Below are 20,931 nucleotides of genomic sequence, written 5' to 3'. Positions count from 1 at the left end.
CCCTTCAAGCCGTCGATCTACGGCCATCAAGGTCAATGCGAATCACTGGTTCTATCCAGGCATGAAGGAGATTGCAATGCTTTCTACGACCGATGTCAATTGGCTATATGGCAAGGGTTGACGCTGGGTCACCGCAGATGCATATCTCGCAACCGTTACCAGTATCGTTGATGGTGGGACGGACTATCTATACTGGGTTGATTGTGAACCTTGGGAGACCATTGAAACACCATCTGCGCAGACCGTCACAGCATCGATTTTAGACTGCTAGGCAGAGCTCTCCACGGAAAATTCGCGATGCCAAACTCTGACCTGCTCCCTTCCCTGCTATTCAAGCTCAATGAGAACCAGCTCGCCCTTGAGGCTGCCATCCTGGAGCTTTCGAACTGGGTGGAGATGCGCGGATCGGCCGAAGTCGCCGACAACGTCCGCGGCGCCCTGGACACGATCGACCGCAATGAGGAGTTCATCAAGATGACACTCGCGGTACTCATGACACCTGAGTGATTTCCCGTTACCAGCTCTGGGCCCCGAAGCCGTACCTGCTGAGCGAGACCTGTTGCGAGCCGAGTGAAGCTGGCCCAATGATGGATTGGATGTAGCCAACCACCGCAACCCCAACCCGTCTATCCCATCTCGTTTTATTGCTGCTCTTTGTAGCAACTTTTAAGCAAGCTGTGAGGCAGGCCTGTCACGGGCACTACCGGTTCTTGGTGTGTCGTCCGGGGGAAGTCGCCCCTTGCTTGGGAAAAGGCGGCAGCAAGTCCCCCTGCCAACATTCGACTGCTACGCTGAATGCTTCACGGAGGATTTTTGATGCCACACGCTGACCTGCTCCCTTCCCTGCTGTATAAAATCAACGAAAACCAGCTCGCCCTGGAAGCCGACATCATTGAGCTTACTCTGTGGGTCGAGCAGCGCGGGTCGGGAGACGTTGCCAACAACGTTCGTGGTGCCTTGGTTGCAATCGACCGAAACGAAGAATTCATCAAAATGACTCTCCCAATGCTAATGACGCCCGAGTGACTGCCATCGGCTGTGTCGAGTGCTACCTCGGCGCCTCCCAACTAAGATCGACGTAAGCCCATGCTTATACGCAAAAAGGTCAGGTAGGCGAACCCAATACAAGGATCTTCCGAATGCCATTAGAAAGAATCGAAATTCACGGCTATAGAGGTTTTAAGAACATAGGTTCTCTTGATTTTGCAGTTCCTAATGGAGAATTTGGTAGCGGACTTACAATAATCACCGGACCAAACAATTCTGGAAAATCTTCAATATTAGAATGCCTAAAGGCACGATCCGGTTATCAACCACCTAGCTTCACCACTGGCACCCGTAACATTGCAACCGATTCAGTTGAGATAAAATTCACGATCAACGCAAAAACAGAGACAATTAAATCGATAACCAAAGGCGCTAGCGAAACAACAAAAGAAAACCCAGACCAAGGACTTCACATTTTCATCCTGCCGTCCAGACGCGCATTTGAACCTTATTTCGGAAAAGGTGGCGAGTGGACACGAGAGCAACTAGCTCAAAACACAATACTCGGCCCCCAACGCTCATCAACTTTAACTGGATTCTCAAATAGACTTTTCAACATACTAAAACAACCGGAAGAATTTAACAAAATCCTCACTGAAGTGCTTGGGTTCAGCCCCACATGGTCCATCGACCAAACAGACCAGGGCTCGTACTTTTTAAAGTTTTATAACGGAGAAAACTCGCACTCTAGTGATGGAATGGGAGAAGGGATTGTTAGCGTATTCGCTATAGCGGATGCTCTATATGACTCAAAGCCTGGCAATGTTATTGTAATTGATGAGCCCGAATTATCACTACATCCGAGCCTTCAGAAAAGGATGGCATCTCTTCTTTTTAAATATTCAAAAGACAGACAAATCATTATCTCTACACACTCACCATACTTTATTGATCTAAAGGCGCTAGCTTGTGGCGGTCACCTGGCAAGAGTAACAACAGGGGATGACGGCACAAAAATTCACCAGATCACCAATATATCAAGAACATCAATCGCCAAGCTATCCGGGGGAAACATCTTTAACCCGCATGTATTTGGCCTCGACTCGAAAGAATTATTCTTTCAAGACGATCAAATCATTCTTACCGAAGGTCAAGAGGACGTCCTTCTACTACCTGAAATTGCACATCAACTTGAAAAGAGAATCACTGGTAGCTTCTTTGGGTGGGGCGCAGGGGGGGCTGGCAATATAAAACACCTCTGCCATATCCTAAAGGACCTCGGCTATAAAAAAGTTGCAGGGGTTCTAGATGACGACAAGCAAGAAGACCGTGATTCCTTACAAAAAGAGTTCCCTGAGTATTTTTTTGCGTGCATCCCCGCAAAAGACATTCGCACAAAACCTGCACGGGAAGCAACTGAAGAAGTCCTAGGACTACTTGATTCAAAAAGAAAAATCAAACCTGAATATACAAACAGCACAGCACTTCTTTTTGACGAATTGAACAACCATATGACTTCTTAGCTCATTTAACACCCCCTAAGTCATGAGCCCTTAATCTACGCCCTCCCCCCAGTTGAATAGTTACTCGTTATTAGTTTCCCAAGCTGATAACGAGGGTTCGATTCCCCACCCGCTCCACTATTTTCAAGGCTTCCAGCCTTCCCCGCTTCAACTTGGTGTCTGTTAAGGTGTCTGTTTCTGTTTTTCGCAGATTCCGCACGAACCCAAACAGACACTCGCACCTCGACGATCATCAGCCCTTTTTAGAGCATCCCAAGCCCTAGCGGCGAATTAAAGCGCCACATTTTTAGACGCCCCCCCGGTCTGCTGTCCTTCCGTACCCGCGATTTGTCCAGCCTTAGCAGGACGCACTTTCCTCGTCCGCACCCCTGTGCTTTACTGTATGAATAAACAGTATAAAAGGATTCGTGTGATGTCCGGAAAAATCATCGACCTTGAGCAGATCAGAGCGTTGAAGGCGCTGGGAATTGAATGGGGAGGATTCTCAATAAATGACCTGCCGGTCTCTTTTTCGACAGAACACTGCGCCAAGGCCCGCGCCATACTGAATTGGTCAGTTGAAGCACTCGCATTCCGTTCAGGCGTTTCAGTTCGAGCGATTCGAGACCTTGAAGATAATCGGCGACCATTGCGAAAGGTCACGATGCAAGCCTTGTCATTCGCCTTAGAAGCGGAAGGCTTGGTTTTTCTTCCAGGCATGGAGCCCATGCGCGGACAAAACTGCCGAGGTGGCACCCTGGATCCTAGGACGCGCGACGATTTCCATTTAATCGATTAGCTGCCTTTGCGCCGATCTATACAGTTTGAACGATAGGGATTCGACCCCTTCCGCATACGCTGTGGGCCGCTTAGGGCCTAAAAAAATTGGGCTATGCAGCAACCTCGCCGATCTAAAGCGGCGTCTACCGGTCTACGCCTGCTCTAAATTTACCCTAACCATTTTTTTCAAAAAATGGAGCCGGGCACTCCCCCTTTGAGATTTTCAATCTACGTCTAGATCCGATCAGACAAACATGGGATAACTTCCAAAACCGGCTCTACACGAAAGGAAGTAACCAATATGCAACTACAAAACCCAGAAAAGCTGCAAAGCCTGATTACAGAATACGGAAAAATGAAGAAGCGTGATGGCTACACCCCACAAACTAGGGGTCAAGCGTTCAATGGACTTATCGCAGAGATGTTCACTTGCTGGGGATTAGAAGCCGAACCAAACAATCTTCATGGAGACGGAAAGGGCGAAATCGATATAATCACAACTATAAACTCAAAACATTACATAATAGAGGCTAAGTGGGAAGGAAAAAAAGCTGACTCCAACCATATTGCAAAACTTAAATATCGCCTCGAGCAACGCTTCGAAGGAACAATTGGAATTTTCATTTCAATGAGTGGTTACTCAGCAGAGACCTTAAAAGGATTACCTAAAGCTGGCAGAGTTAATGTCATATGCCTCGACGCAAGCCATTTAGAGGCGATGCTAAGCGGATTCGTACCACCCGAAGAAATGATAACCAAACTGCTCAAAAAAGCATCGCACGAAGGTATCGCGTACTCTGCTGTTAAAGATCTATACCGAAACCAATCCTCGGCAAGTAATGAAATCAAATTTACAACGCCACCAGAGCTAGAATTAGTAACGGAGGCAACACCTAGCAACTTCGGCGTACAGACGGTTCTTTCAAACATTCCATTCGGACAGTATGGCTTAGCGACTCAGAAGGAAAATGAATTAGTAATAACTACCATGGATGGAATCCATCTTGTAGACCTCAACAAAAAAAGCCTTCACACTTTATTAAATTTCCCACTTTGCCAAGGAAGCACACTACTTGACAACGAAGGAAACATATACATCCGTCGTTATGCAGGAATAGCAAAGCTATCAGATGAAAAATTGACCTTTGTTGGCGGTGGTCTGCTACACGGCGCCAACCTAATGCTTCATCCTGATAATACTGTGCGCCTATTTTCATATACATCTGAAAACGACAGAATAGCCAAAGCAATAATTTCCACCCTGGGCGTTGAACTGGGATTCCAAACAAACAGCCACATCGATATAAAACCTTATGACTTCAGTGCTGGATGCTACGCACCCGATGGCGAATTAGTTATTTTTGGAAACGGCGGCACCCTGATGTTTTCGGAAGACACTCGAGAAGTCATCCGTGATTACCAAACCAGCTCAATTATCAATCCTCACGGGATCACCAGGCTTGGAAATGATATTTTTGTTTGCGGAAATGACACAACAATATTTAAATTCAACTCAAAAACAAAAGAGCAAACTCCAGTTTTAGATCTAAAAATCAATGGTAGCTGCCACGCACTTTGCCATAGTACGAATGACGACTTCTACTACTGGGGACACTACCAAACCGCTTCGCAGGATACCAAAGGTTGCGTGCTCAGATGGAGGCTTCCTGAAACCGAAGCTCCATCTACAAGCGAATCCCCATAACTAAATACCCTGAAGAGTTAAACTAGGTGCGTTTCGTATGAAAGCACCTAGATACTTCGAGACCTAGGGTCAATTAATTTCAGGAAATTAAGTCTGTACGGAAGATTTTCATAGATTGCGCTAAACCATACTCAGACCAAAGTTTCTGAATTCAGAAAAGCCCGCCAAGCTCCAGTGGCTTCCAGTTCATAATAACTAACTCTCCACTCACCTCGTTTTTTTTATGGCGCTGATTGCTGTTGCAGTAGCGTATGTCCAGAGTCTCGAAATGGAATCCCTCAAACACCTGCCGAATGTCCGGATGGTCATTGATGCTCACCATCACCTTGCCTTTGCAGCGCCGCATGAAGTCGGCCATCCGCTGGTAATTCTCGAATGAAAAGTCCACACCATAGCCGGCTGTTTGCCAGTACGGCGGATCCATATAGTGGAAGGTGTGGGCACGGTCATAGCGTTCGGCGCATTCGAGCCATGGGAGGTTTTCGACATAGGTACCGGACAGGCGCTGCCAGGCGGCCGAGAGGTTTTCCTCGATTCGAAGCAGGTTAATCGCCGGACCGGTGGTCGCGGTACCGAACGTCTGTCCAGTGATCTTGCCGGCGAAGGCATGGTGCTGCAGGTAGAAAAATCGAGCGGCGCGCTGGATGTCGGTGAGGGTTTCCGGGCGGGTCATTTTCTGCCACTCGAACACCTGACGTGAACTGAGCGCCCATTTAAATTGGCGCACGAACTCTTCCAGGTGGTTCTGCACGACGCGATAAAGCGTCACCAGGTCGCCATTGATGTCGTTGAGGACTTCAACGGGCGCAGCCTGGGGTCGCATGAAGTACAGCGCGGCACCGCCGGCAAAGACTTCGACATAGCATTCGTGAGGCGGAAAAAGTGGAATGAGGCGATCGGCCAGGCGGCGTTTGCCGCCCATCCAAGGAATGATGGGTGTGGACATAGATAGCAAGACCTTTACTGTGTATATAAACAGGTGCTAGGCTCGCCGCGCTTTGTGCACGGAGCAAGAGCCTTGGCTGGACTTGCAGGGACAATCTGCAGGGACGGCGGCCTGGCTGGGTGTTGACGCACCCAGCTCGGTCGCTCTTTTTTCTTTACTGTTGAGGCTACGAAACCGGAACGGCCCAGCAGTTCGTCACCTTGATCTCGCCTAATCGTCACGCCTAAACTACTGTATATAAAACCAGCATGCGTAAGGTGTGACCGTGGACCCGTACGAAACCGAAGACACCTCAGACTGGCTCGGCTGCCCGACTCCGCTCGAAACCTGCCGGCATCAACTCCGGATGTATGAGAACGAATTTGAGGAACTGACTCTGCAGCTGCGCCAGGCCAGGGAAAAGATTTTCAAGCTGATCGAGATGCACGCCGAAGCGGTAGGTGAGCGCGATACGCTGCGTGCACAACTAGCCGCAGCCAAGGCCGAGGTTTCCCGTCTCCACGTCGAAAACTCCGAGCTATCTGGAAAAGTCGGCAGCCTGTTACTCGTTTCCGATCAGAGGGATCACCTCTTTCGTGAGAACCAAAAGCTACTCATGGAGAAGAGGGAACGGCCCTCAGCGCGTTGATGTACGCCTGAAAAGCCGCGAGTGCGATCAGTCCTTGGTCACCGGCGTCGGTGATAGTGCCAATTCTTTGAGCTTGCGCCAGTCCTTCACTAGTTACTCAGCTTGGGCTGCAGGATCACGCGTGCCAACATCACCAGAATGCCCAGAATTCCGTAGGCTGCAGGCGGCAGTACTGCCTGCAGCTGAGGCAGCAGCTGCTCTGCAATACCCAGCGCTGCAATCGCACCGCCTGCCTGAACACTGGACATCTTCAAAGCATCTTTCCAATTACTAATCAGTTGCATAGTTTGTTGCCTCGGGTGTTGGGAAAGGTTTAGGCCAGCGTCTTCAGCGTGACCTGGTAATACGCAAACATCAGTACCGCGGGCCTCACGGCACATCCTTGAAGAAGATGTGGTGGCCGAGCTTCAGCGTCTGCTTGGCGCCTTTCACCCAGGCCGGCGGCTTGGGCATGGTGGTCGCGTAGTAATGGGTGGCGCCGCCGGTGGGGTCCGGCACCTTTCCATCGATCACCTGGTCAGCGGCAATCCGCGCCTGCGCGAGCTCGCGGAAAGGAATCTGCCTCGCACCACTCAGGTAGGCGAAGTTCGGGTCGTTCCTGTTCCAGCAACTGAACTGGTAGGGCTTCTGGCACACACCGGCATAGCCCTCCCCCCACCACGATTTGGCCTTGCCGTCGTTCACGCGGTTGCAGATGGTCCAGGCCACGGCGATCTGGCCGGCCAAGGATTCACCGCGGGCCTCGCCCCACAACGTGCGGGCGAGGATGTCGCGGTCTCTTTCAGTGATGTCCATAGGTTTCTCCAGGCGAAAAAAAGCCGGCAACAGGGCCGGCATTAGGAGGATCGGCAGCCAGGGCTGCAAAGGGGATGGCTTTTCGAATTAGGTGACTCTGGCCCAGTTCGCCGGACGCTTATCTCATCGCAAAAAAAAGTGGTGTCACGACCTCTGCAATCCGGGCGATTGCGGAGCCGCTGTAGTCGTTGCCGGGATGCGTGTTATCCGGCAGCCATCGCTGCGTGAGAGTGATCGTCTGCGACGGCCCACCACTGGCGACCCAAAGATTCGACGACCAATAACCGGTGGTCGTGATCGTCTGCTGCGACCAGCCGAGTACTTCCCATAGGCGCACTATCGGCCGAGACCAATAAGCTGCCGCCGCTTCCTGCGCCACGGACAAACTGGAGTACAGCTGGTTTTCAAAGTGCCCCATGAAGATGATGCGGGCCTTCGGGTTGTCAGCCATGATGAGATCGATCAGAAAACTCACTGCACCGAGATACGTCAGCCGGTCACGACTGTTCGCACCAGCGGTGGCGATGTCGTTAGCCATCGCCCTATCGTTGTATGGGTTGTCGAATACATAGACGTCTTTGCGATTTGCGCCCAGGTGATTAGCGACCAACTTATTTTCGTAACAACAGGCCAGTGCCTGGCTCTGCTGCGTCGGGGTGAGTGTCAAGGGCGGGCTACTGGTGAGCGTCGGCCCTATCGTCGCCCAGTTGTCGATCAGGCTCTGCTTCTCAGCGAGGTTCATCGACAACGAAAACAGCACCGCTTGCCACGGGCTGCCTGCCAAACCAGACGTATCGCCACCCGTCACTTTTGAGCGAACACCTGCGCGCCACGCCGAACCTGAAACAGCTTCATTCGTGACCGTTGCCCCTAGCGCCGAAGCGATCAGCTCCGGGTATTTGCCACCGGCCGTCGTCCCTGCCGGGATTGAATTGCCGAACCATGCGATGGTTTTTCCATGCCAGAATCCTCCAGCTCCCGTTCCAGCCTCAAGGGCGCTGATGCGGTCGGGAAGCCCAGGAACTATCGCCATGCGGCGCAAGCCAACGGGGTTACTGTCATGTCGCGCCGGGGGCTGGCAGAGCGCAACCTTAGTCGCCCCTGCCGGGACTACAACGGGATAATTAACGTAAATGTCTGGTGTTGCACCCGTCGGCGCGCGATTCGAATAACCGATGTAGGCGCCCGCCGAGTCGGTGAAAACGGCCAAGGCCGTGGCATTGCCGATCACCGCGCCGCTCAGGTAGACCGTCTCTCCGGGCGTCACATTGTGCAGCTCATAACCGTAGCCCGCATTGGGGGTAATGACGCCTGTGTTGTAGGCCACGTAATACCCAGTCGTCCACGCGAGCGAAGGTACATCCAGCGAACCCGGCTGGCTGATGGATGGAAGTACGCTGTTGTTGATCGTCGCGGCGGCGGCCGCAATTCTGGCCGAGACGCCGTTGATGTTGCGACGGCGCATGATCGCAGCATCGCTCGGCAAGATCGTGGACACGCACAGCTTTGTGGCGCCTGCTGGCACATCGACGCGCTCATTCACATAGCTGACCGCATTGGCCGACGTGCCCGTGGGACCGAGCAGGTAATAACCGAGATAGCCACCACCCGCATTATAAAAGGTGGCGAGCGCCGTACTGGTACCAAGAATCTTGGCGGTGAGATACACATCCTCCCCGGCCGTCACGGTAAAGCTGTACGTTGTATAGGACGCGTTAGCAGTCAGCCCCCCCGTTGCGATGTTGACGAACTTACCGATATCCGTGGCAACCAATGCTGATGGCGCTGTGTAGTCTGCGACGGCTTCATAAACAGCCCCGTAGCGCCCCATTTTGCTGAATCCGTCATTCAGCAATGAAACCAAGGCGGTGGACGGGTATCGCTTCTTCTCGACCGCCGCGCCCGTGACGTTTTGGTACAGGATCAGGTATTCGGCCGACTCGGGAGACGGCACGCTGAAATAGCGACCGAATGCGGTGTTGCTGATGCCCTCTGAAGTATTGGGGTAGATCCCCGACGACAGCAGGGCCGCATCTCTGGCGACCTCCGCACGGTCGGCAGCGGAGACCGCCGAGCTCAAAACGTCGCCGGGGTCGGTGGTGACGATCTCCCGCAACAACGGCGCCACATACCCCCCGCGACTGATCGCAACGTCTATCTTTCGCTCTTTCGTATAAAAGAACACTCCCGCATTCGCATCGGCATACGCCGGATTCGCCAGCGGCACATTCGTGTTCTCGTCACTGTACAAATTCGCCAGCGTCGAGGTACCGCTGATGTACACGTTAATCGTTGCACCAGGCAGCAGAGCACCGTCCTCAGACCTGGCGGCGAAGAATTGAATGGGTTGCATATTGAGTCTCTATCAAGTGTTGAAGGTAATGGCCGGGGCAAAATTGAGCTGACTGCGGGTGCTGCTCCAGGTGTCGTAAGCAGCGGCGCAAAGGTAGTAGGTAGTGCCGGCGGTCAAGCCAGTGATCTGCCCCGCACGGGACACGCCTTGGTAGCCAACGGTTCCGGCGATGGTCGGATCAAAATCGGCGGCCGTTGAGTACACAAACAGGTAACCGGCAGTGTCTGCAGCGTTGCTGGCATCGCAACTCACATCCGCCGTGGTACCGCTCACGGTGGCCGTTGTCCCACTCACGGCCGCCGGTGCCGTGTTGGTGACCAACAGCGAGGCCAACGGAGCGCTGCCAGCGGCGTTGCGCTCGATGATCTCGACGCGGTAACTGCGAATCAGCGCACCATCGACCAGCGCGTCGTCGCGCTGGTAGGTGAAGGCCGTGCTGGTGGTCGTCACCTGACGCAGCAGCGCACCGCTGCCCGCGTGGCGGATCCGCACCAAGCGATCCTCCGCACGAACCCCTGCCGTCCAGCTGACGGTGAAATACGGCGCTTCGAATGCGCCGACCAATGCCAGGTTCTGCGCCGGCGCAGGTACGACGCGCGCTGGCGACAAGGTGACGCTGTACGCCGTGACGTCCGCCAGATCCTCCAACGCCCGACCGTACACGTTGAACGAGCGAAACTTGACCCACACGGTGCTGCCGATCTGATCCCAGGCATAGCTGTATTTCCAGACCGCGTCGTCCAGGCGTACAAACGGTGATCCGCTTGGATGACTGGTCACCGCCGAGCTCAGCCGCCCGCGTCGCAGGTAGCCCAGCTGATAGGCCCCCACGCCGGTCAGCGTGGCATCGCGATAACTGAGCAGTTCTCCGTCCACCCAGCACAGGGTGGCGCCGCTGTCCGCCTCGGCGGTCGTCGCGGCCGCCAGTTCGTCCGGTGCCGCCAGTTGCACGGACAAGGTATTGACCGTGTCCGGATCGTTGCCGGCGGCCAGGGCGGCTGAAAGCTGTCCCATACGCGCCCGACCATAGATGGTTTCAGCCATCCGATAGCTGTCACCGTCGGCACTGATCCAGATCTCACAGCCACCCCAGTTGGGGTTCGCACCGGCCACGGCGCCCCACACTTGCAACTCACCGGCGAGCAACAGGCTTTCGGGTGGGTTGAACATGATCGGCGCCAGTACCGGACCCGGTGCGGCATTCTGATTGCTTTGAAAACCACTTTTGCTTTGCACCGGGTAATTGGGCGCGCTGCCGACACCCAACAACGCATCCTCGGCGACCACCGCCAACTTGCCCTCTTCGTCCTCCTCGACCGAGATCAAACGGACCAAGCGCTGCTGCAGGTTTAAGCCTGGTTCGGTGATGGTGACCAGATCCATCGGTTCCAGCAGCACATGTTGCCAGCCCAGGGAAAACTGGTATTCATTGCGCACGTACAGCTTGCGCTGCACCAGCAACTGCGCGGCATGCGCGCCGATCGCCACATCGCAGATCTCATAGGCCTTGATCGTCTCCATCGGTCGCGAGCCGAACTGCTCGATGGCCGCCTGATCGGTGCCGCGCACCACATCGGTGTTGTACTCGTGAGCGCGATCGAGGATCTCCAGCGAGACTTCGTTGTAGCTGTCCGCCTGGCTCTTGATCTTGAGTGAGACCGGTGGCTCGCCCTCCTCGGCCAGAAAATCATCATCGGTCAGATCTGCCACTGGCGTGACATCCGGGTACCAGGTGACGCCGTTGCCCGTCACGACCTGATCACCATAGGGAATGACCTTGAGCTGACCGGCCGACCAGACCAACTCGCTGTTGGTCAGTTGCAGCCAGCGAGCGATCGCTTCACTGGCCGGTGACTGCTCATCGAGCACCGGGCTCAACAACAGGTTTTCAGCCAGACAGTAATTTCGATAATTGCTCAGGTCGGCAACCCACCATGGGTTGAATCCAATGCCGTCCAAAGGATCGAGCAGTAACCCTGGCAAGAACTCCCCGGGATTGGCGTCCGGTAACCCCGGCACTTGATAGGGACCGTCCACCTCGAAGGTGTGGTTCTGCACCCCGGCGCTATCGTTGAGCAGATACCGACCGGCATACACATAGGCCGTGTCCGCGTAGGCGATGGCCTCGGCGGGATGCTTGGTTTCGAGAAAGCCCCACACCGGTTGGTCCCGATCACCTCGGGCAAAGCTGAAACCCGCCTGAGCCAAGGCCGACTGAGTCACCCCGTTGATGACCTTTTCGGTAAACACTTCCTTGTCACGGAAAATTCGGTGAACCGCACCCAACGTCCCACGACCGATCGCAAGGATCAGCGCCGCGTAGTAGGTGTAGGTGGTGTCTTTTTGGGTCGCCCCGCCGCCGCCCTTGCCGCCTGACTTCTTCTTCGTGGTCTTCGCCACGGCTTCGAAGTCGGTGTAGTAAATCAGGTTGGGGCTGATGCGATTTCGGCCGGCGATCCAGGCAATCGGCTTGCCGCTGGCACTGCTCTGAATTTGCAGCGCATTGATGCGCGTGGCGCTGGTGGAAATGGTGCTACTGCTGCCCCCCATCGCTGACTCCATATAGGTTAAGTGTGTAATAACGCACCAGCTGGCTGGCCAGCCGTTCCTCGCGCATGTCTGCGTATTCCACGCCGATATCGCGGTAGGCATGGATGACCCGGTGTTCATCGATCACCACCGCACCGTGGCTGTAGGTGCGACCGAAACGCCACACCGCCATGTCGCCGCGTTGCGGTGTCTCCACCGGGTGGCCGTACCGGTCGAGCCAGTCCAGGTAGCGCTCCTCGCTGCGATGCAGGTGCCAGTCCTGGGCATAGGGTCCTGGGTCAATCAAGGGCATCAGTCCGACCGCGTTGTAGACCTCGATCAGTAGCCAGGCGCAGTCGACACCAACACCCAGTAAGTGCTGACGGTGCTGGTACGGTGTGCGCAGCCAGCGTTCGGCCTCGGCCACCACAGCCGCGCGCTGTTGAGCTTCAAGCGCATTCATATAGACGTCTCCGCGACCGGGATGAAGGGCATGCCGCGATAACGTGCGCGGTTGCCGAACTTGTTGGTGCAGGCGTCCAGCGTGCGCGGGCAGCCCGGATAAATCAGGAACTGGTCGCCCGGGACGGGCACCGCGGGCACGCTGAGGATCATCGTGACCGCGCCGTCTCCAGTCTGCCGGCGCACCGTGCGAGCCACACCGGCATTGGCCCCGTTGACGAAGCGAATCACCCCCTGGTCGAACCAGCCTTGCTCCGCCACCACGTTGGAGTTGATCCGCAGGGCGGTATTGCTGCCGGGCTGGACCACTCCCGCTGTTTGGAACAACGCCCGATTCACCCCGCAATCGGCGCTATACACCGTGCGCAGACACGCCGGCTGATACACACCCCGGGGGACTTTGGTATCCAGCAATTCCATCGGCGACTTGACTGTCACGGTTGCTTGCTCACGATCGACAGGATCGACCTCGGCCACCCGGCCGATGAAGCGCGTCACCGTTCCAATCACCGGCTTACTCCAGTCCACCATGAAGGCCCGGGCCAGACTCAACGTAGCACCATCGAAGCCGCCGCCGGCAATGAAGGGCAGCACCGACTCCCCCAGCACCGTATCGCTCAGGCCGGCGGTGAAGGTGACGTTCAAGGTATCCACCTCGATGCCGCGCACCGCCCGCACCCCGGTTCGCTTGATCAGCGGGCCGCTGGCCGAGTAGTTCTGTCCGGCGTGGTAAATCTGCAGGCCGGCATCGGTGTAGCGCAGCACTTGGCCGCTGGCCAAAGCAATCGTGTACAGGTCGGCCATCACGAAGCTGCGCGCCGTGGCCAGGAACTGTTTCAACTCTGGGCTGGCATCGATCATGGTTTGATACTCGTAAAGGCGATGTTCTTCATTTCCCAAATCGTCCGGAACGGCTGTGCGCCATCCAGCGAGTCGGCATCGAAGGCACAGCGGAAATAGAACGCGCCGCTCCACACCAGTGACGCCCCGTTGGGAGGTGGCACGGCAAAAGTGATGCGCCCCAGCTCGTCCACGTTGTAGCTCGAAACCGGTACTCCACCGACCGTCAGCGCATCAATGTTGACGACGCCATACACCGGCTCAGCCCAACTGCCGATGGCACGCGAAAGCTGAAAGGTGACGGTGGTACCGTCGCCGGTACCGAATTGATGAAGTTTCACCAGGTGGTCGGAGCGATCGAAGTACAGGAACTCGCCGAACTGGCCTTTGCGGCTGTTGAAGAAGTCCATCAGCCGCGTCCACTCATCCAGACCCGGCCGTTTGCGCACCGCGTTGTAGCTGATCTGGAACGACCACAAGGGCGCCGAGTAATACGCGGTGGTGCGACGCCGACCGCTGGCCGCCCTTTGCACCCCTGTACTCCACTCCGGTGCCTTTTTCGACAGCAGTGTTTGCCCCGGCATGCGCGGCAACACCCCGGCGCTCACCTCACCCACGTCTGGATAACTGGCGATCCAGCGTGGTGGCCAGAACGGACCTAATGGCATGATTTCCCCCTATGCCTTGATGGCACCGTTGCGCCGCATTTTTTGCATTTCTTCGGCAAACGCCCGGGCATTGCGCCGGATGTCTGCCGGCGTCATCCGACCGCTGTAATCGTTGTAGTGGTAGGTGCCACCGCCACCCAGTTGCCCGTCGCCATTCGCCGCCTGGCGGATGACGTTGGCGTACTGCTTGGGCAGTACCATTTCCTGTTCGTGAAGTTGGGTCATCGGGTTGGTACCCGCCGGAATGTCGTAGCCGCCTTCGGCTGACGCCACGTTTTTCACCAGGCCAAACACGAAGGCGCCGGCCGCAGCAGCGGCAGCGACACCCAGCACGGGACCGATGATGGGAATTGCCGACATGGCCGCGAAGGCGCCGGCCATCGCCTGCCAGGCGCTAGCGATAATGTTCTTCATCGTGGCTGCACCCCAGATCGCCACGGACATGGCGGCACCACCCGCCTCCGCCGCAGTACGCACCCCAACGCCGGCCACCGTCGCACCGGTCTTGGCGGTTTCCCCGAACATCCAGGCCATCACAGGGGCGGTGACCATGTTCTCGATGAACGCGCTACCGATGCTGCCAAATATTCCGTTGAGCAAACCTTGGGTGGACATAGTGCCGGTCAAAATGCCATTCAGGCCGCCAGTCCAACTAGAGCGAACACTGCCGACCATCCCGGTCCAGTTACTCTGAGACTCCATCGTTTGCTGACGGCCGATGACCGACATGCTGTTGCGATGTGTTTGCTCGAGTGCAAGGATCTGTTGTTGCACCTGCTGCAGGGCCACCGGATTGCGATCAGGATCTTGCTCAAGCAATTTCTTGCGCTGCTCCAGGGCAGCCGCTTCGATTGCGTATCGCTGTTGCTCGAACTCGGCCTGCGATTGCAGCAGTTGCCCCTGAGTGATCAGGTTGGCTTGCAGATCCAGTTGGGCCATCTGCTCAGCGTGTGAGATGTCCGCAAGCCGCGCCTGTTGATCAGCCGCCAGCTGTTGCTGCTTCATATTGGTAATTTGCTGCTGCTTCTCGCGCTCAATCGCAACCACTTCAGAGGCCGCCTTGCGATACTCCTCACTGTCCTGCCCGTACAACTGGCGACTGCGATCCAGCACTTGCTGAGCGATCTGCAATCGGGCGTCCATGTTGTTGCGGTACATCTGAGCCTGCGCCTGCAGGTCCGCAAACGCTGAACCTTCGTCCTGCTTACGCAAATTGGTCAGGGCGCCCAAATAATTGCGCTGCACGCTCAACCGCTCGGCAGCACTGAGATCGGTGCGCTGCAGAACTGCCTGCCAATAGTCGACTTCTTTCTGTAGGGAGAACTGCTGGAACGTCCCCTGCTCAGCCTGCTGCTGGGTATGCGCAACCTTCTGCGCGTCCAGGACTTCCGCCCACTGACTGACCCGCGACTTCGAAGCTCCCCCAGCTGTCGGCGAGTCCAGCTTGGCCGGAGGTGGTGGTGTGCTCCCCTTCTCCAGCTCTTTACGGTGCTCAATGGCAGCCGAATAAGCTGTTTCAAGTTTTGTCAGACGCATTACCTCCAGGCCGTAGGCCGTCGGGCGTTGCTGCGCCTGCTGCTGGGTAGAAAGACGGGTATCGCCCGTGGCTGCCATCTCGGCGACTTTACGTCGCTGCTCTTCGATTCGAGCCAAACGCGTCTTCATGCCGGCATCGACCTGATCGATCTTATTGGAGGTCAACTGCATGGCTTCCAAGAGCAACCGCTCTTCCTGCAAGGAGCCCTCCAACTGCGCTTTACCGCCGCCACCGCGCGCACCTTTGTTACCCAGGTTGTCCAGCATGGCCTCAAGACGCTTGACGTTCCCGGCCACCTCATCAACCGTCACGCCCGTGCCCGTCAACCCCTTCAACACACCGGTGAACCAACTCGCTGTCTCGGCCAAGGTTTTGTTCAGGCTGATAAACGCCGGCTCAAGAATGGTACCGAGGGTGACTTTGAGTTCGTTACTCTTGGTGTCCAGTTCGGCCTGACTGCCCGTCAACCCTTTGGATGCCTTGTCGGCATTACCCACCTGGGCTTCGGTCTCTTGGAGGATTCCGTTTATTTCGCCAAATCGTTTTTGAGCATCCGTTAATTTGTCGCGGGTGGTACCAATGGTTTTCGCGTATTCCTCCCACATTTTTGCAACGTTTTTCGTGACACCGGCATTGTCGACCAAGGCAGAGTTTTCATTCTTGAGACCTTCGGTAGCACCGACTACGGCCTCAGACATGCTGAGGTTCGCCTGCCGGTTAAATGCAGCTGCATCTTTCAGACGGCTGATCACTGCCACCGCCTGATCAATGTTGTAACCACGACTCAGCAGGTTCTGCAGCGACTTGGCCGCATCACTTACGCTGATCAATCCGTCAGCCGACAGCTTTTGAGCTTCCTCCATTGCCCGACCGATACCGACGCCAGCATGGTTGGCCACAGCTTCCAGGCCGCGATAGGCCGACTGCTGTTCGAGCAGCGCCGCCTTACTGTCACTGACAAAACTCTTGATCGCAACCGCCGAAAATACCGCAGCCATTGAAGCGCCCAAAGCCAGCATGTCATCTTTGATTTTGGCTCCGACAAAGCCAAAGGCATCATTGGCCGCCGAACCCAACCGACTGATCTGGGTCTGACTGCCCACCATATCGGTGTTGATTGCCCTCAACTCGCGATTGAAGGTACCTCGCGCATCACGCATGTTGCGCTCGATGCTTTCTACCGCACGATCAAAACCCTGAGTACCAGCAGTAAACTGGTACGCGATGTTCCTATCCATACCGGCACCCAAAATGCAGACAATAAAAAACTCCGCCATGGCGGAGTTTGTTGGAACAGCTTTAAATCACTTACTGCAAACTGCCTGATAAACACCTTCAAAGGTTGATGGCGAATCGGCTTTAAAACGAACACTGCTCCCGGTGCTGAAGAACTTTTCAAACCCTGCGTAACCGCCATAACCATTTTTAGAATTCACTTCACCGCAGATAATCGTGGCGCCGTTTTCCAGTTTATGCGGTTCAAGTTTCTGAAACTTCGCAGCATCAGGATCCTTCAAGCGTGCACGCACCAGTTCGCGCGCTTTCTCCTTAAGCAAATACACTTCCGCGGTCTCGGCCTGGGCCGCTCCAGCTGCTAGCAACAACAAAAACAAAACTCCATTACGCATAGGTAGCCTCCCTGTTAAAAGTCGGAGAAGGCTACCGATAGCTGCTATCAGGGTCCAGTTTCTAACTCAATGGACAAAACGCATCCAAAGCACCGCGCAAGTGCTCTGGCAGTTCGCTACGCATATCCGCGGCGAGTGCCGCCATGTTGGTAGCCAAGTCTGGGGCACCGGTGACCGACTGAGTCGGCTTGTACCCTAGGTACCCTGCCACCAGCACATGAACGGGCGGATGGTGATTCCAGTAGTCCGTCATGTGGCCCACCATGACCATGTCCCAATCACGCCGAAGCGTGACCGGACTCTGGCCTGTGCAGGCGATCAGGTGTGCGTAGAGCTGGCCCCAGTCGAGGGGGCCAGAGCTTCCCCCGACTCGTTCACGGGTTGCGCCTCCATCCCTGAGGCGCTCATGACCGCGTCCAAGGCGGCACGCATATTCTTCAGGTCCAGAAGGCTCGCCACTTCAGAACGATCCATGTCCGGGTAGTTGCGGCGTAAGGCGGCATGCGTGGCGTCAATGACGGTGGCGATGCTGTCCTTGTCCATTCGACCGGACATGACGTTATTGATGCGATCGAGCAACTGTTCCAGATCCCCCAGCGCCATTGGCGGTATCACCAGTGTTTTGCCCGGAAACGGGAACTCAACACCAGGTACGTTGACGGGCGTCATTCGCTGGCACTCCAGTAAACGACTTCACCGAACTCATCGGCGTAACCGGTGAATTCGAAGTCGGGGATGGTGTAGTCATCCTGCTTGGTCGCAATCCCCAGCTTGTTGCTGACGAAGTTCGGAACCCGGACATAAATCGATTTGCCCTTGTACTTCAGGTACAGCTCGCCCTGAAACACTGGCATATCGCCCATCGGCAGGTTACGCACGGACAGACTTTTGCCGGTGGCCACCGAGTAGCGATAGTCGATAAACACCGGGGTATTGGCGTCCGCCACCGCAAAGCCGTACTCACCGGTCGTGGCGTTGTAGGTGTACTGGCCTGAGACTGGCGCAGTCAGGACGCGTTGAAAAGCCACCGCCCCACCACCGCGTACACCTAGGTCACCGGCCAACAAACCATCCGCTGGTGGATCGACAATGATTTTGCCCGCTACGGGAATCGGCGTCGGTGTGGTTGCGTGATGCACCAACACTTGACCGGGCTGCAACTGCTGGCCAAACACCAGGGCATTCCATTGCGAAAGACTGATCTGCGCCGCCTTGGCCTTGCCGGACAGCTTGCCCTGACCACGCGCCGCATCGACCGCGAACTGCTCGCCGCCGAACAACTCTTTCGAATCGAAGGACAGGTCAATCGACGCTTCTTGCATGATGCCCAGCAGGATGGGGGTTGGTGCTGCCAACGCATTGCCATAGGCGTCCATCAGCGGGGTGGCATAAAACAGCCCGCTACCGAATGCAATTTGCATGAGAGGTATTCCTCAATAAATAGTGGGTCCCGACAACAAGTCGCCGGTGTTGCACAGATAGGTGAAGCGGTAGCGCACCATGCAGTTGCCCGCGGTGTTGTCGCCGTCGTCCTCGATCCAATCGATGTAGAAACGTTGAATGCGGTCAGCCTCGGGAAAAGCGTCCTCCTCCATCAGGACCGCGTGCACAGCAACCTTGACCAGATCCGCGACCTGGTCCCAGGCATCGCCCGTGGTGGTGTCCTCGCGAGCGAGGATTTCCACCGACAGCTCAAACTGGTTGCGGTCCACCGACTGGCTTTCGCGTTCGGTGGTTTCCAGGTTCGGACGAATCACAATGGCCGGCGACATGTCCCGGGTGATCGCTTCCGTACGACTGCGAAACACCCGGTCGCCGGCCAACGTACCGCCGCCAAGAATCAGCACCTTCGCCCGATCGACGATGCGCTCTTGAATGGAAGGCATAGGGTTAGACCTTGGTGAGTGAAGCGAGACTGAATGCCCCGTCATCGATCATCAGCCGGTCGCGCACCCTGTAAGACACGCCACCCACACTGATTAACTTGCCGTTGACGATGCACAGGCGCTCAGCCTCGGCGGTGATGATCAGGATTTCGTAGTAGGTCGACTGACTGTTGATACCGGCCATGGTGCGGATCTCATCCGGCATGTCCCGCACCGCCAGGAAGGGCTGGCCGTCGACTAGGCCACCCACATTGAAATCCTCGAGGAAGGCCGAAAGGTCTTCCTCAAACATCGCCTTCAGCCTTGGCCGGACCGGCTTTTTTGGTCGACTCGGCGGGAGAAACTTCGCTCAGCTGGTTACGGAAACGCTCCGCAACGTCGACCGGCAACTCGATCGTCCCACCGACTTCGACCAACTCGTCGTTGGGCTTGCGGAATGAACCGCTGAGCACTCGGTAGGATTTATTCGCCATTGCCGCCCCCTGCATCCTTTTCGACCTTGGTGACCTTCTGAGCCAGCGCCTTGTCCGGCTCACCGGGGATGACAATCACCTCCCCCTTCTTGAACTGGACCGGGCTGATGATCTCGTAACGGCCTTTCTTGAGCTCCTGCAGGCAGTGCGCTCGCGCACCGGCCTGAGCAGCCGTCAGGATCAGTTCGCCACCGAACAAGGTGATGTTCTGATCGACTGTGTATTTCGGCATGGTGATGTCCTCGAATGAGGTGCAAGCCCGAAGGCTTACACCAGTTGGTTCAGGACGGCGTACTGCCAGCGCCCGAAACCGACGTTGCGCCAGGTGTCGACGCCGTATTGGTGCGCGTCGTTGTCGAACTCGTACTCCGAGCCTTCGGCCTTGGCCTTCATCACCACGTCGGTTTCCTGCTGACGAATGAACGACTTCAGGCGCCCATCGGTGCGGAAGGTCACGAACTTGTCGGTCCAGGCATTCAGGCGGACGTTACCAATCACCCGCACGTTGACGTTGTCCGGCATGACGATCTCGCTGATGTTGGTACCGCGCGGTACGGTCAGCGCCGACTGGGCCACGCTCAGCAAACCGAAAGGCACCATCACCAGGAACTCGCGGGCCAGTTCGTTGATTGGCTCGCCCTGATCGTCCTTGAGGCTGGTCAACTGGGTGACCGACTTGGCCACTGCCTGCTGAAACTCTTCAGGGCTCGGGCGCGAGGGGGTACCGTGCAGCGTGGCCGCCAACTCGCTGATGTCCGTGGTGATCTTGTTCGACTGCGGGCCGCTGTTGCCCTCTTCGTGGTCGGTATCGAAGAAGTACTGGCCGTCGTAGCAGATCTGGCTTTCGCCGTTCAGCACCAGAGCCGACAGCAGACGGGCCCAGTGCGAGTTGGTGCGATCGGCCAGTTCACCGAGACGAATGCGCAGCTGCCCGGTTTTGTCGCGGCGCAGCTCCTTGACCAGGACCTCGATCGTCGCTTCGTAGTGCAGGTTTTCAATTTCGAGGTCAGCGCTCACAAAGCCCTTGGCGTGGCGACCGCCGATCCACTCACGCAGCGTCGGTACCGCGCCGATCCACGGATAAGTTTCCTTCGCCTGGTCGGAGTCAAAGAGGTTGGAGATCAGATCGATCCAGGTCGCTCCGGCGTTTTGTTCGAGCAGCTCGTAAAACGTGCCAATGACGGCACGGCTGGAAAGTACTTCAGCACCCAT

At 56.1% G+C, this 20,931-nt stretch carries 23 protein-coding genes; 6 read left to right on the top strand and 17 right to left on the bottom strand.

Annotation, left to right across the window (positions count from 1 at the left end; translation table 11 throughout):
* Positions 1 to 297 precede the first annotated feature (297 nt).
* The 5 genes from KGA88_RS23125 (at position 298) to KGA88_RS23105 (ending at position 4,974) form a co-directional block, all read left to right on the top strand.
* Entirely contained in the window at positions 298 to 507 is a 210-nt protein-coding gene (locus KGA88_RS23125) for a hypothetical protein (RefSeq protein ID WP_223594522.1), read from the top strand.
* A gap of 309 nt (positions 508 to 816) precedes the next feature.
* Positions 817 to 1,026: a hypothetical protein gene (locus KGA88_RS23120; protein WP_223594520.1), complete on the top strand. Its 210-nt coding sequence runs from the start codon at positions 817 to 819 to the stop codon at positions 1,024 to 1,026.
* A gap of 113 nt (positions 1,027 to 1,139) precedes the next feature.
* Complete coding sequence (locus KGA88_RS23115) at positions 1,140 to 2,510, top strand: ATP-dependent nuclease (RefSeq protein WP_223594517.1); 1,371 nt, start codon at positions 1,140 to 1,142, stop codon at positions 2,508 to 2,510.
* A 412-nt stretch (positions 2,511 to 2,922) separates the two neighbouring features.
* On the top strand, positions 2,923 to 3,288 hold the full coding sequence (locus KGA88_RS23110; protein WP_223594515.1) for a helix-turn-helix domain-containing protein: 366 nt from the start codon (positions 2,923 to 2,925) through the stop codon (positions 3,286 to 3,288).
* A gap of 282 nt (positions 3,289 to 3,570) precedes the next feature.
* Positions 3,571 to 4,974, top strand: a complete 1,404-nt coding sequence (locus KGA88_RS23105; protein ID WP_223594513.1) for a restriction endonuclease — start codon at positions 3,571 to 3,573, stop codon at positions 4,972 to 4,974.
* Between the two features lie 151 nt (positions 4,975 to 5,125).
* Here KGA88_RS23105 and KGA88_RS23100 read toward each other — a convergent pair whose 3' ends face one another.
* Complete coding sequence (locus KGA88_RS23100; RefSeq protein ID WP_223594511.1) at positions 5,126 to 5,920, bottom strand: DNA adenine methylase; 795 nt, start codon at positions 5,918 to 5,920, stop codon at positions 5,126 to 5,128.
* Between the two features lie 265 nt (positions 5,921 to 6,185).
* Between KGA88_RS23100 and KGA88_RS23095 the strand changes: the two genes are divergently transcribed.
* A complete protein-coding gene (locus tag KGA88_RS23095; protein WP_223594509.1) occupies positions 6,186 to 6,548 on the top strand; it encodes a hypothetical protein in 363 nt (120 codons plus the stop codon).
* An 89-nt stretch (positions 6,549 to 6,637) separates the two neighbouring features.
* On the opposite strand, the gene KGA88_RS23085 is transcribed toward KGA88_RS23095, so the two are convergent.
* The 16 genes from KGA88_RS23085 to KGA88_RS23010 form a co-directional block, all read right to left on the bottom strand.
* The gene (locus tag KGA88_RS23085; protein WP_223594507.1) at positions 6,638 to 6,832 is read right to left on the bottom strand and encodes a hypothetical protein; all 195 of its coding nucleotides are present in this window, start codon (positions 6,830 to 6,832) and stop codon (positions 6,638 to 6,640) included.
* An 85-nt stretch (positions 6,833 to 6,917) separates the two neighbouring features.
* Positions 6,918 to 7,343 carry a cell wall hydrolase gene (locus tag KGA88_RS23080; RefSeq protein ID WP_223594505.1) on the bottom strand — a complete coding sequence of 142 codons (426 nt, stop codon included), beginning with the start codon at positions 7,341 to 7,343 and terminating at the stop codon, positions 6,918 to 6,920.
* A gap of 118 nt (positions 7,344 to 7,461) precedes the next feature.
* A complete protein-coding gene (locus KGA88_RS23075; RefSeq protein WP_223594503.1) occupies positions 7,462 to 9,696 on the bottom strand; it encodes a hypothetical protein in 2,235 nt (744 codons plus the stop codon).
* A gap of 12 nt (positions 9,697 to 9,708) precedes the next feature.
* Positions 9,709 to 12,246, bottom strand: coding sequence for a phage tail protein (locus KGA88_RS23070; protein WP_223594502.1), 2,538 nt, complete (start codon positions 12,244 to 12,246; stop codon positions 9,709 to 9,711).
* Entirely contained in the window at positions 12,230 to 12,688 is a 459-nt protein-coding gene (locus tag KGA88_RS23065; protein WP_223594501.1) for an NlpC/P60 family protein, read from the bottom strand. The genes KGA88_RS23070 and KGA88_RS23065 overlap by 17 nt, the downstream gene beginning before the upstream one ends.
* On the bottom strand, positions 12,685 to 13,548 hold the full coding sequence (locus KGA88_RS23060; RefSeq protein WP_223594500.1) for a DUF2163 domain-containing protein: 864 nt from the start codon (positions 13,546 to 13,548) through the stop codon (positions 12,685 to 12,687). The genes KGA88_RS23065 and KGA88_RS23060 overlap by 4 nt, the downstream gene beginning before the upstream one ends.
* The gene (locus KGA88_RS23055) at positions 13,545 to 14,195 is read right to left on the bottom strand and encodes a DUF2460 domain-containing protein (RefSeq protein WP_223594492.1); all 651 of its coding nucleotides are present in this window, start codon (positions 14,193 to 14,195) and stop codon (positions 13,545 to 13,547) included. The genes KGA88_RS23060 and KGA88_RS23055 overlap by 4 nt, the downstream gene beginning before the upstream one ends.
* Positions 14,196 to 14,204: 9 nt before the next feature.
* A complete protein-coding gene (locus tag KGA88_RS23050; protein WP_223594490.1) occupies positions 14,205 to 17,009 on the bottom strand; it encodes a hypothetical protein in 2,805 nt (934 codons plus the stop codon).
* Positions 17,010 to 17,036: 27 nt separating this feature from the next.
* Positions 17,037 to 17,360: a hypothetical protein gene (locus tag KGA88_RS23045; RefSeq protein WP_103393078.1), complete on the bottom strand. Its 324-nt coding sequence runs from the start codon at positions 17,358 to 17,360 to the stop codon at positions 17,037 to 17,039.
* A gap of 318 nt (positions 17,361 to 17,678) precedes the next feature.
* Positions 17,679 to 18,029, bottom strand: a complete 351-nt coding sequence (locus KGA88_RS23040; protein ID WP_103393076.1) for a hypothetical protein — start codon at positions 18,027 to 18,029, stop codon at positions 17,679 to 17,681.
* Positions 18,026 to 18,781 (bottom strand): hypothetical protein, encoded by a 756-nt coding sequence (locus tag KGA88_RS23035; RefSeq protein WP_223594488.1) that lies wholly within the window; start codon positions 18,779 to 18,781, stop codon positions 18,026 to 18,028. The genes KGA88_RS23040 and KGA88_RS23035 overlap by 4 nt, the downstream gene beginning before the upstream one ends.
* A gap of 12 nt (positions 18,782 to 18,793) precedes the next feature.
* Positions 18,794 to 19,246, bottom strand: coding sequence for a hypothetical protein (locus KGA88_RS23030; protein WP_223594486.1), 453 nt, complete (start codon positions 19,244 to 19,246; stop codon positions 18,794 to 18,796).
* 4 nt (positions 19,247 to 19,250) lie between these two features.
* Positions 19,251 to 19,538: a hypothetical protein gene (locus KGA88_RS23025; protein ID WP_223594484.1), complete on the bottom strand. Its 288-nt coding sequence runs from the start codon at positions 19,536 to 19,538 to the stop codon at positions 19,251 to 19,253.
* Entirely contained in the window at positions 19,531 to 19,719 is a 189-nt protein-coding gene (locus KGA88_RS23020; protein ID WP_218495645.1) for a hypothetical protein, read from the bottom strand. The genes KGA88_RS23025 and KGA88_RS23020 overlap by 8 nt, the downstream gene beginning before the upstream one ends.
* Positions 19,709 to 19,951: a hypothetical protein gene (locus KGA88_RS23015; protein WP_218495644.1), complete on the bottom strand. Its 243-nt coding sequence runs from the start codon at positions 19,949 to 19,951 to the stop codon at positions 19,709 to 19,711. The genes KGA88_RS23020 and KGA88_RS23015 overlap by 11 nt, the downstream gene beginning before the upstream one ends.
* A 35-nt stretch (positions 19,952 to 19,986) precedes the next feature.
* The gene (locus tag KGA88_RS23010; RefSeq protein WP_103393070.1) at positions 19,987 to 20,931 is read right to left on the bottom strand and encodes a Mu-like prophage major head subunit gpT family protein; all 945 of its coding nucleotides are present in this window, start codon (positions 20,929 to 20,931) and stop codon (positions 19,987 to 19,989) included.

It is taken from the genome of Pseudomonas sp. A-R-19 (assembly GCF_019956575.1).
Classification (GTDB): domain Bacteria; phylum Pseudomonadota; class Gammaproteobacteria; order Pseudomonadales; family Pseudomonadaceae; genus Aquipseudomonas.
The sequence above is the reverse complement of the archived record's forward strand: the minus strand, read 5'-3'. Positions and strand labels throughout refer to the sequence as shown.

Coding starts and splice junctions, on each gene's coding strand:
- KGA88_RS23125 (WP_223594522.1), top strand. CDS start 298: ATGCCAAACTCTGACCTGCTCCCTTCCCTGCTATTCAAGCTCAATGAG.
- KGA88_RS23120 (WP_223594520.1), top strand. CDS start 817: ATGCCACACGCTGACCTGCTCCCTTCCCTGCTGTATAAAATCAACGAA.
- KGA88_RS23115 (WP_223594517.1), top strand. CDS start 1,140: ATGCCATTAGAAAGAATCGAAATTCACGGCTATAGAGGTTTTAAGAAC.
- KGA88_RS23110 (WP_223594515.1), top strand. CDS start 2,923: ATGTCCGGAAAAATCATCGACCTTGAGCAGATCAGAGCGTTGAAGGCG.
- KGA88_RS23105 (WP_223594513.1), top strand. CDS start 3,571: ATGCAACTACAAAACCCAGAAAAGCTGCAAAGCCTGATTACAGAATAC.
- KGA88_RS23100 (WP_223594511.1), bottom strand. CDS start 5,920: ATGTCCACACCCATCATTCCTTGGATGGGCGGCAAACGCCGCCTGGCC.
- KGA88_RS23085 (WP_223594507.1), bottom strand. CDS start 6,832: ATGCAACTGATTAGTAATTGGAAAGATGCTTTGAAGATGTCCAGTGTT.
- KGA88_RS23080 (WP_223594505.1), bottom strand. CDS start 7,343: ATGGACATCACTGAAAGAGACCGCGACATCCTCGCCCGCACGTTGTGG.
- KGA88_RS23075 (WP_223594503.1), bottom strand. CDS start 9,696: ATGCAACCCATTCAATTCTTCGCCGCCAGGTCTGAGGACGGTGCTCTG.
- KGA88_RS23070 (WP_223594502.1), bottom strand. CDS start 12,246: ATGGGGGGCAGCAGTAGCACCATTTCCACCAGCGCCACGCGCATCAAT.
- KGA88_RS23065 (WP_223594501.1), bottom strand. CDS start 12,688: ATGAATGCGCTTGAAGCTCAACAGCGCGCGGCTGTGGTGGCCGAGGCC.
- KGA88_RS23060 (WP_223594500.1), bottom strand. CDS start 13,548: ATGATCGATGCCAGCCCAGAGTTGAAACAGTTCCTGGCCACGGCGCGC.
- KGA88_RS23055 (WP_223594492.1), bottom strand. CDS start 14,195: ATGCCATTAGGTCCGTTCTGGCCACCACGCTGGATCGCCAGTTATCCA.
- KGA88_RS23050 (WP_223594490.1), bottom strand. CDS start 17,009: ATGGCGGAGTTTTTTATTGTCTGCATTTTGGGTGCCGGTATGGATAGG.
- KGA88_RS23045 (WP_103393078.1), bottom strand. CDS start 17,360: ATGCGTAATGGAGTTTTGTTTTTGTTGTTGCTAGCAGCTGGAGCGGCC.
- KGA88_RS23040 (WP_103393076.1), bottom strand. CDS start 18,029: ATGACGCCCGTCAACGTACCTGGTGTTGAGTTCCCGTTTCCGGGCAAA.
- KGA88_RS23035 (WP_223594488.1), bottom strand. CDS start 18,781: ATGCAAATTGCATTCGGTAGCGGGCTGTTTTATGCCACCCCGCTGATG.
- KGA88_RS23030 (WP_223594486.1), bottom strand. CDS start 19,246: ATGCCTTCCATTCAAGAGCGCATCGTCGATCGGGCGAAGGTGCTGATT.
- KGA88_RS23025 (WP_223594484.1), bottom strand. CDS start 19,538: ATGTTTGAGGAAGACCTTTCGGCCTTCCTCGAGGATTTCAATGTGGGT.
- KGA88_RS23020 (WP_218495645.1), bottom strand. CDS start 19,719: ATGGCGAATAAATCCTACCGAGTGCTCAGCGGTTCATTCCGCAAGCCC.
- KGA88_RS23015 (WP_218495644.1), bottom strand. CDS start 19,951: ATGCCGAAATACACAGTCGATCAGAACATCACCTTGTTCGGTGGCGAA.
- KGA88_RS23010 (WP_103393070.1), bottom strand. CDS start 20,931: ATGGGTGCTGAAGTACTTTCCAGCCGTGCCGTCATTGGCACGTTTTAC.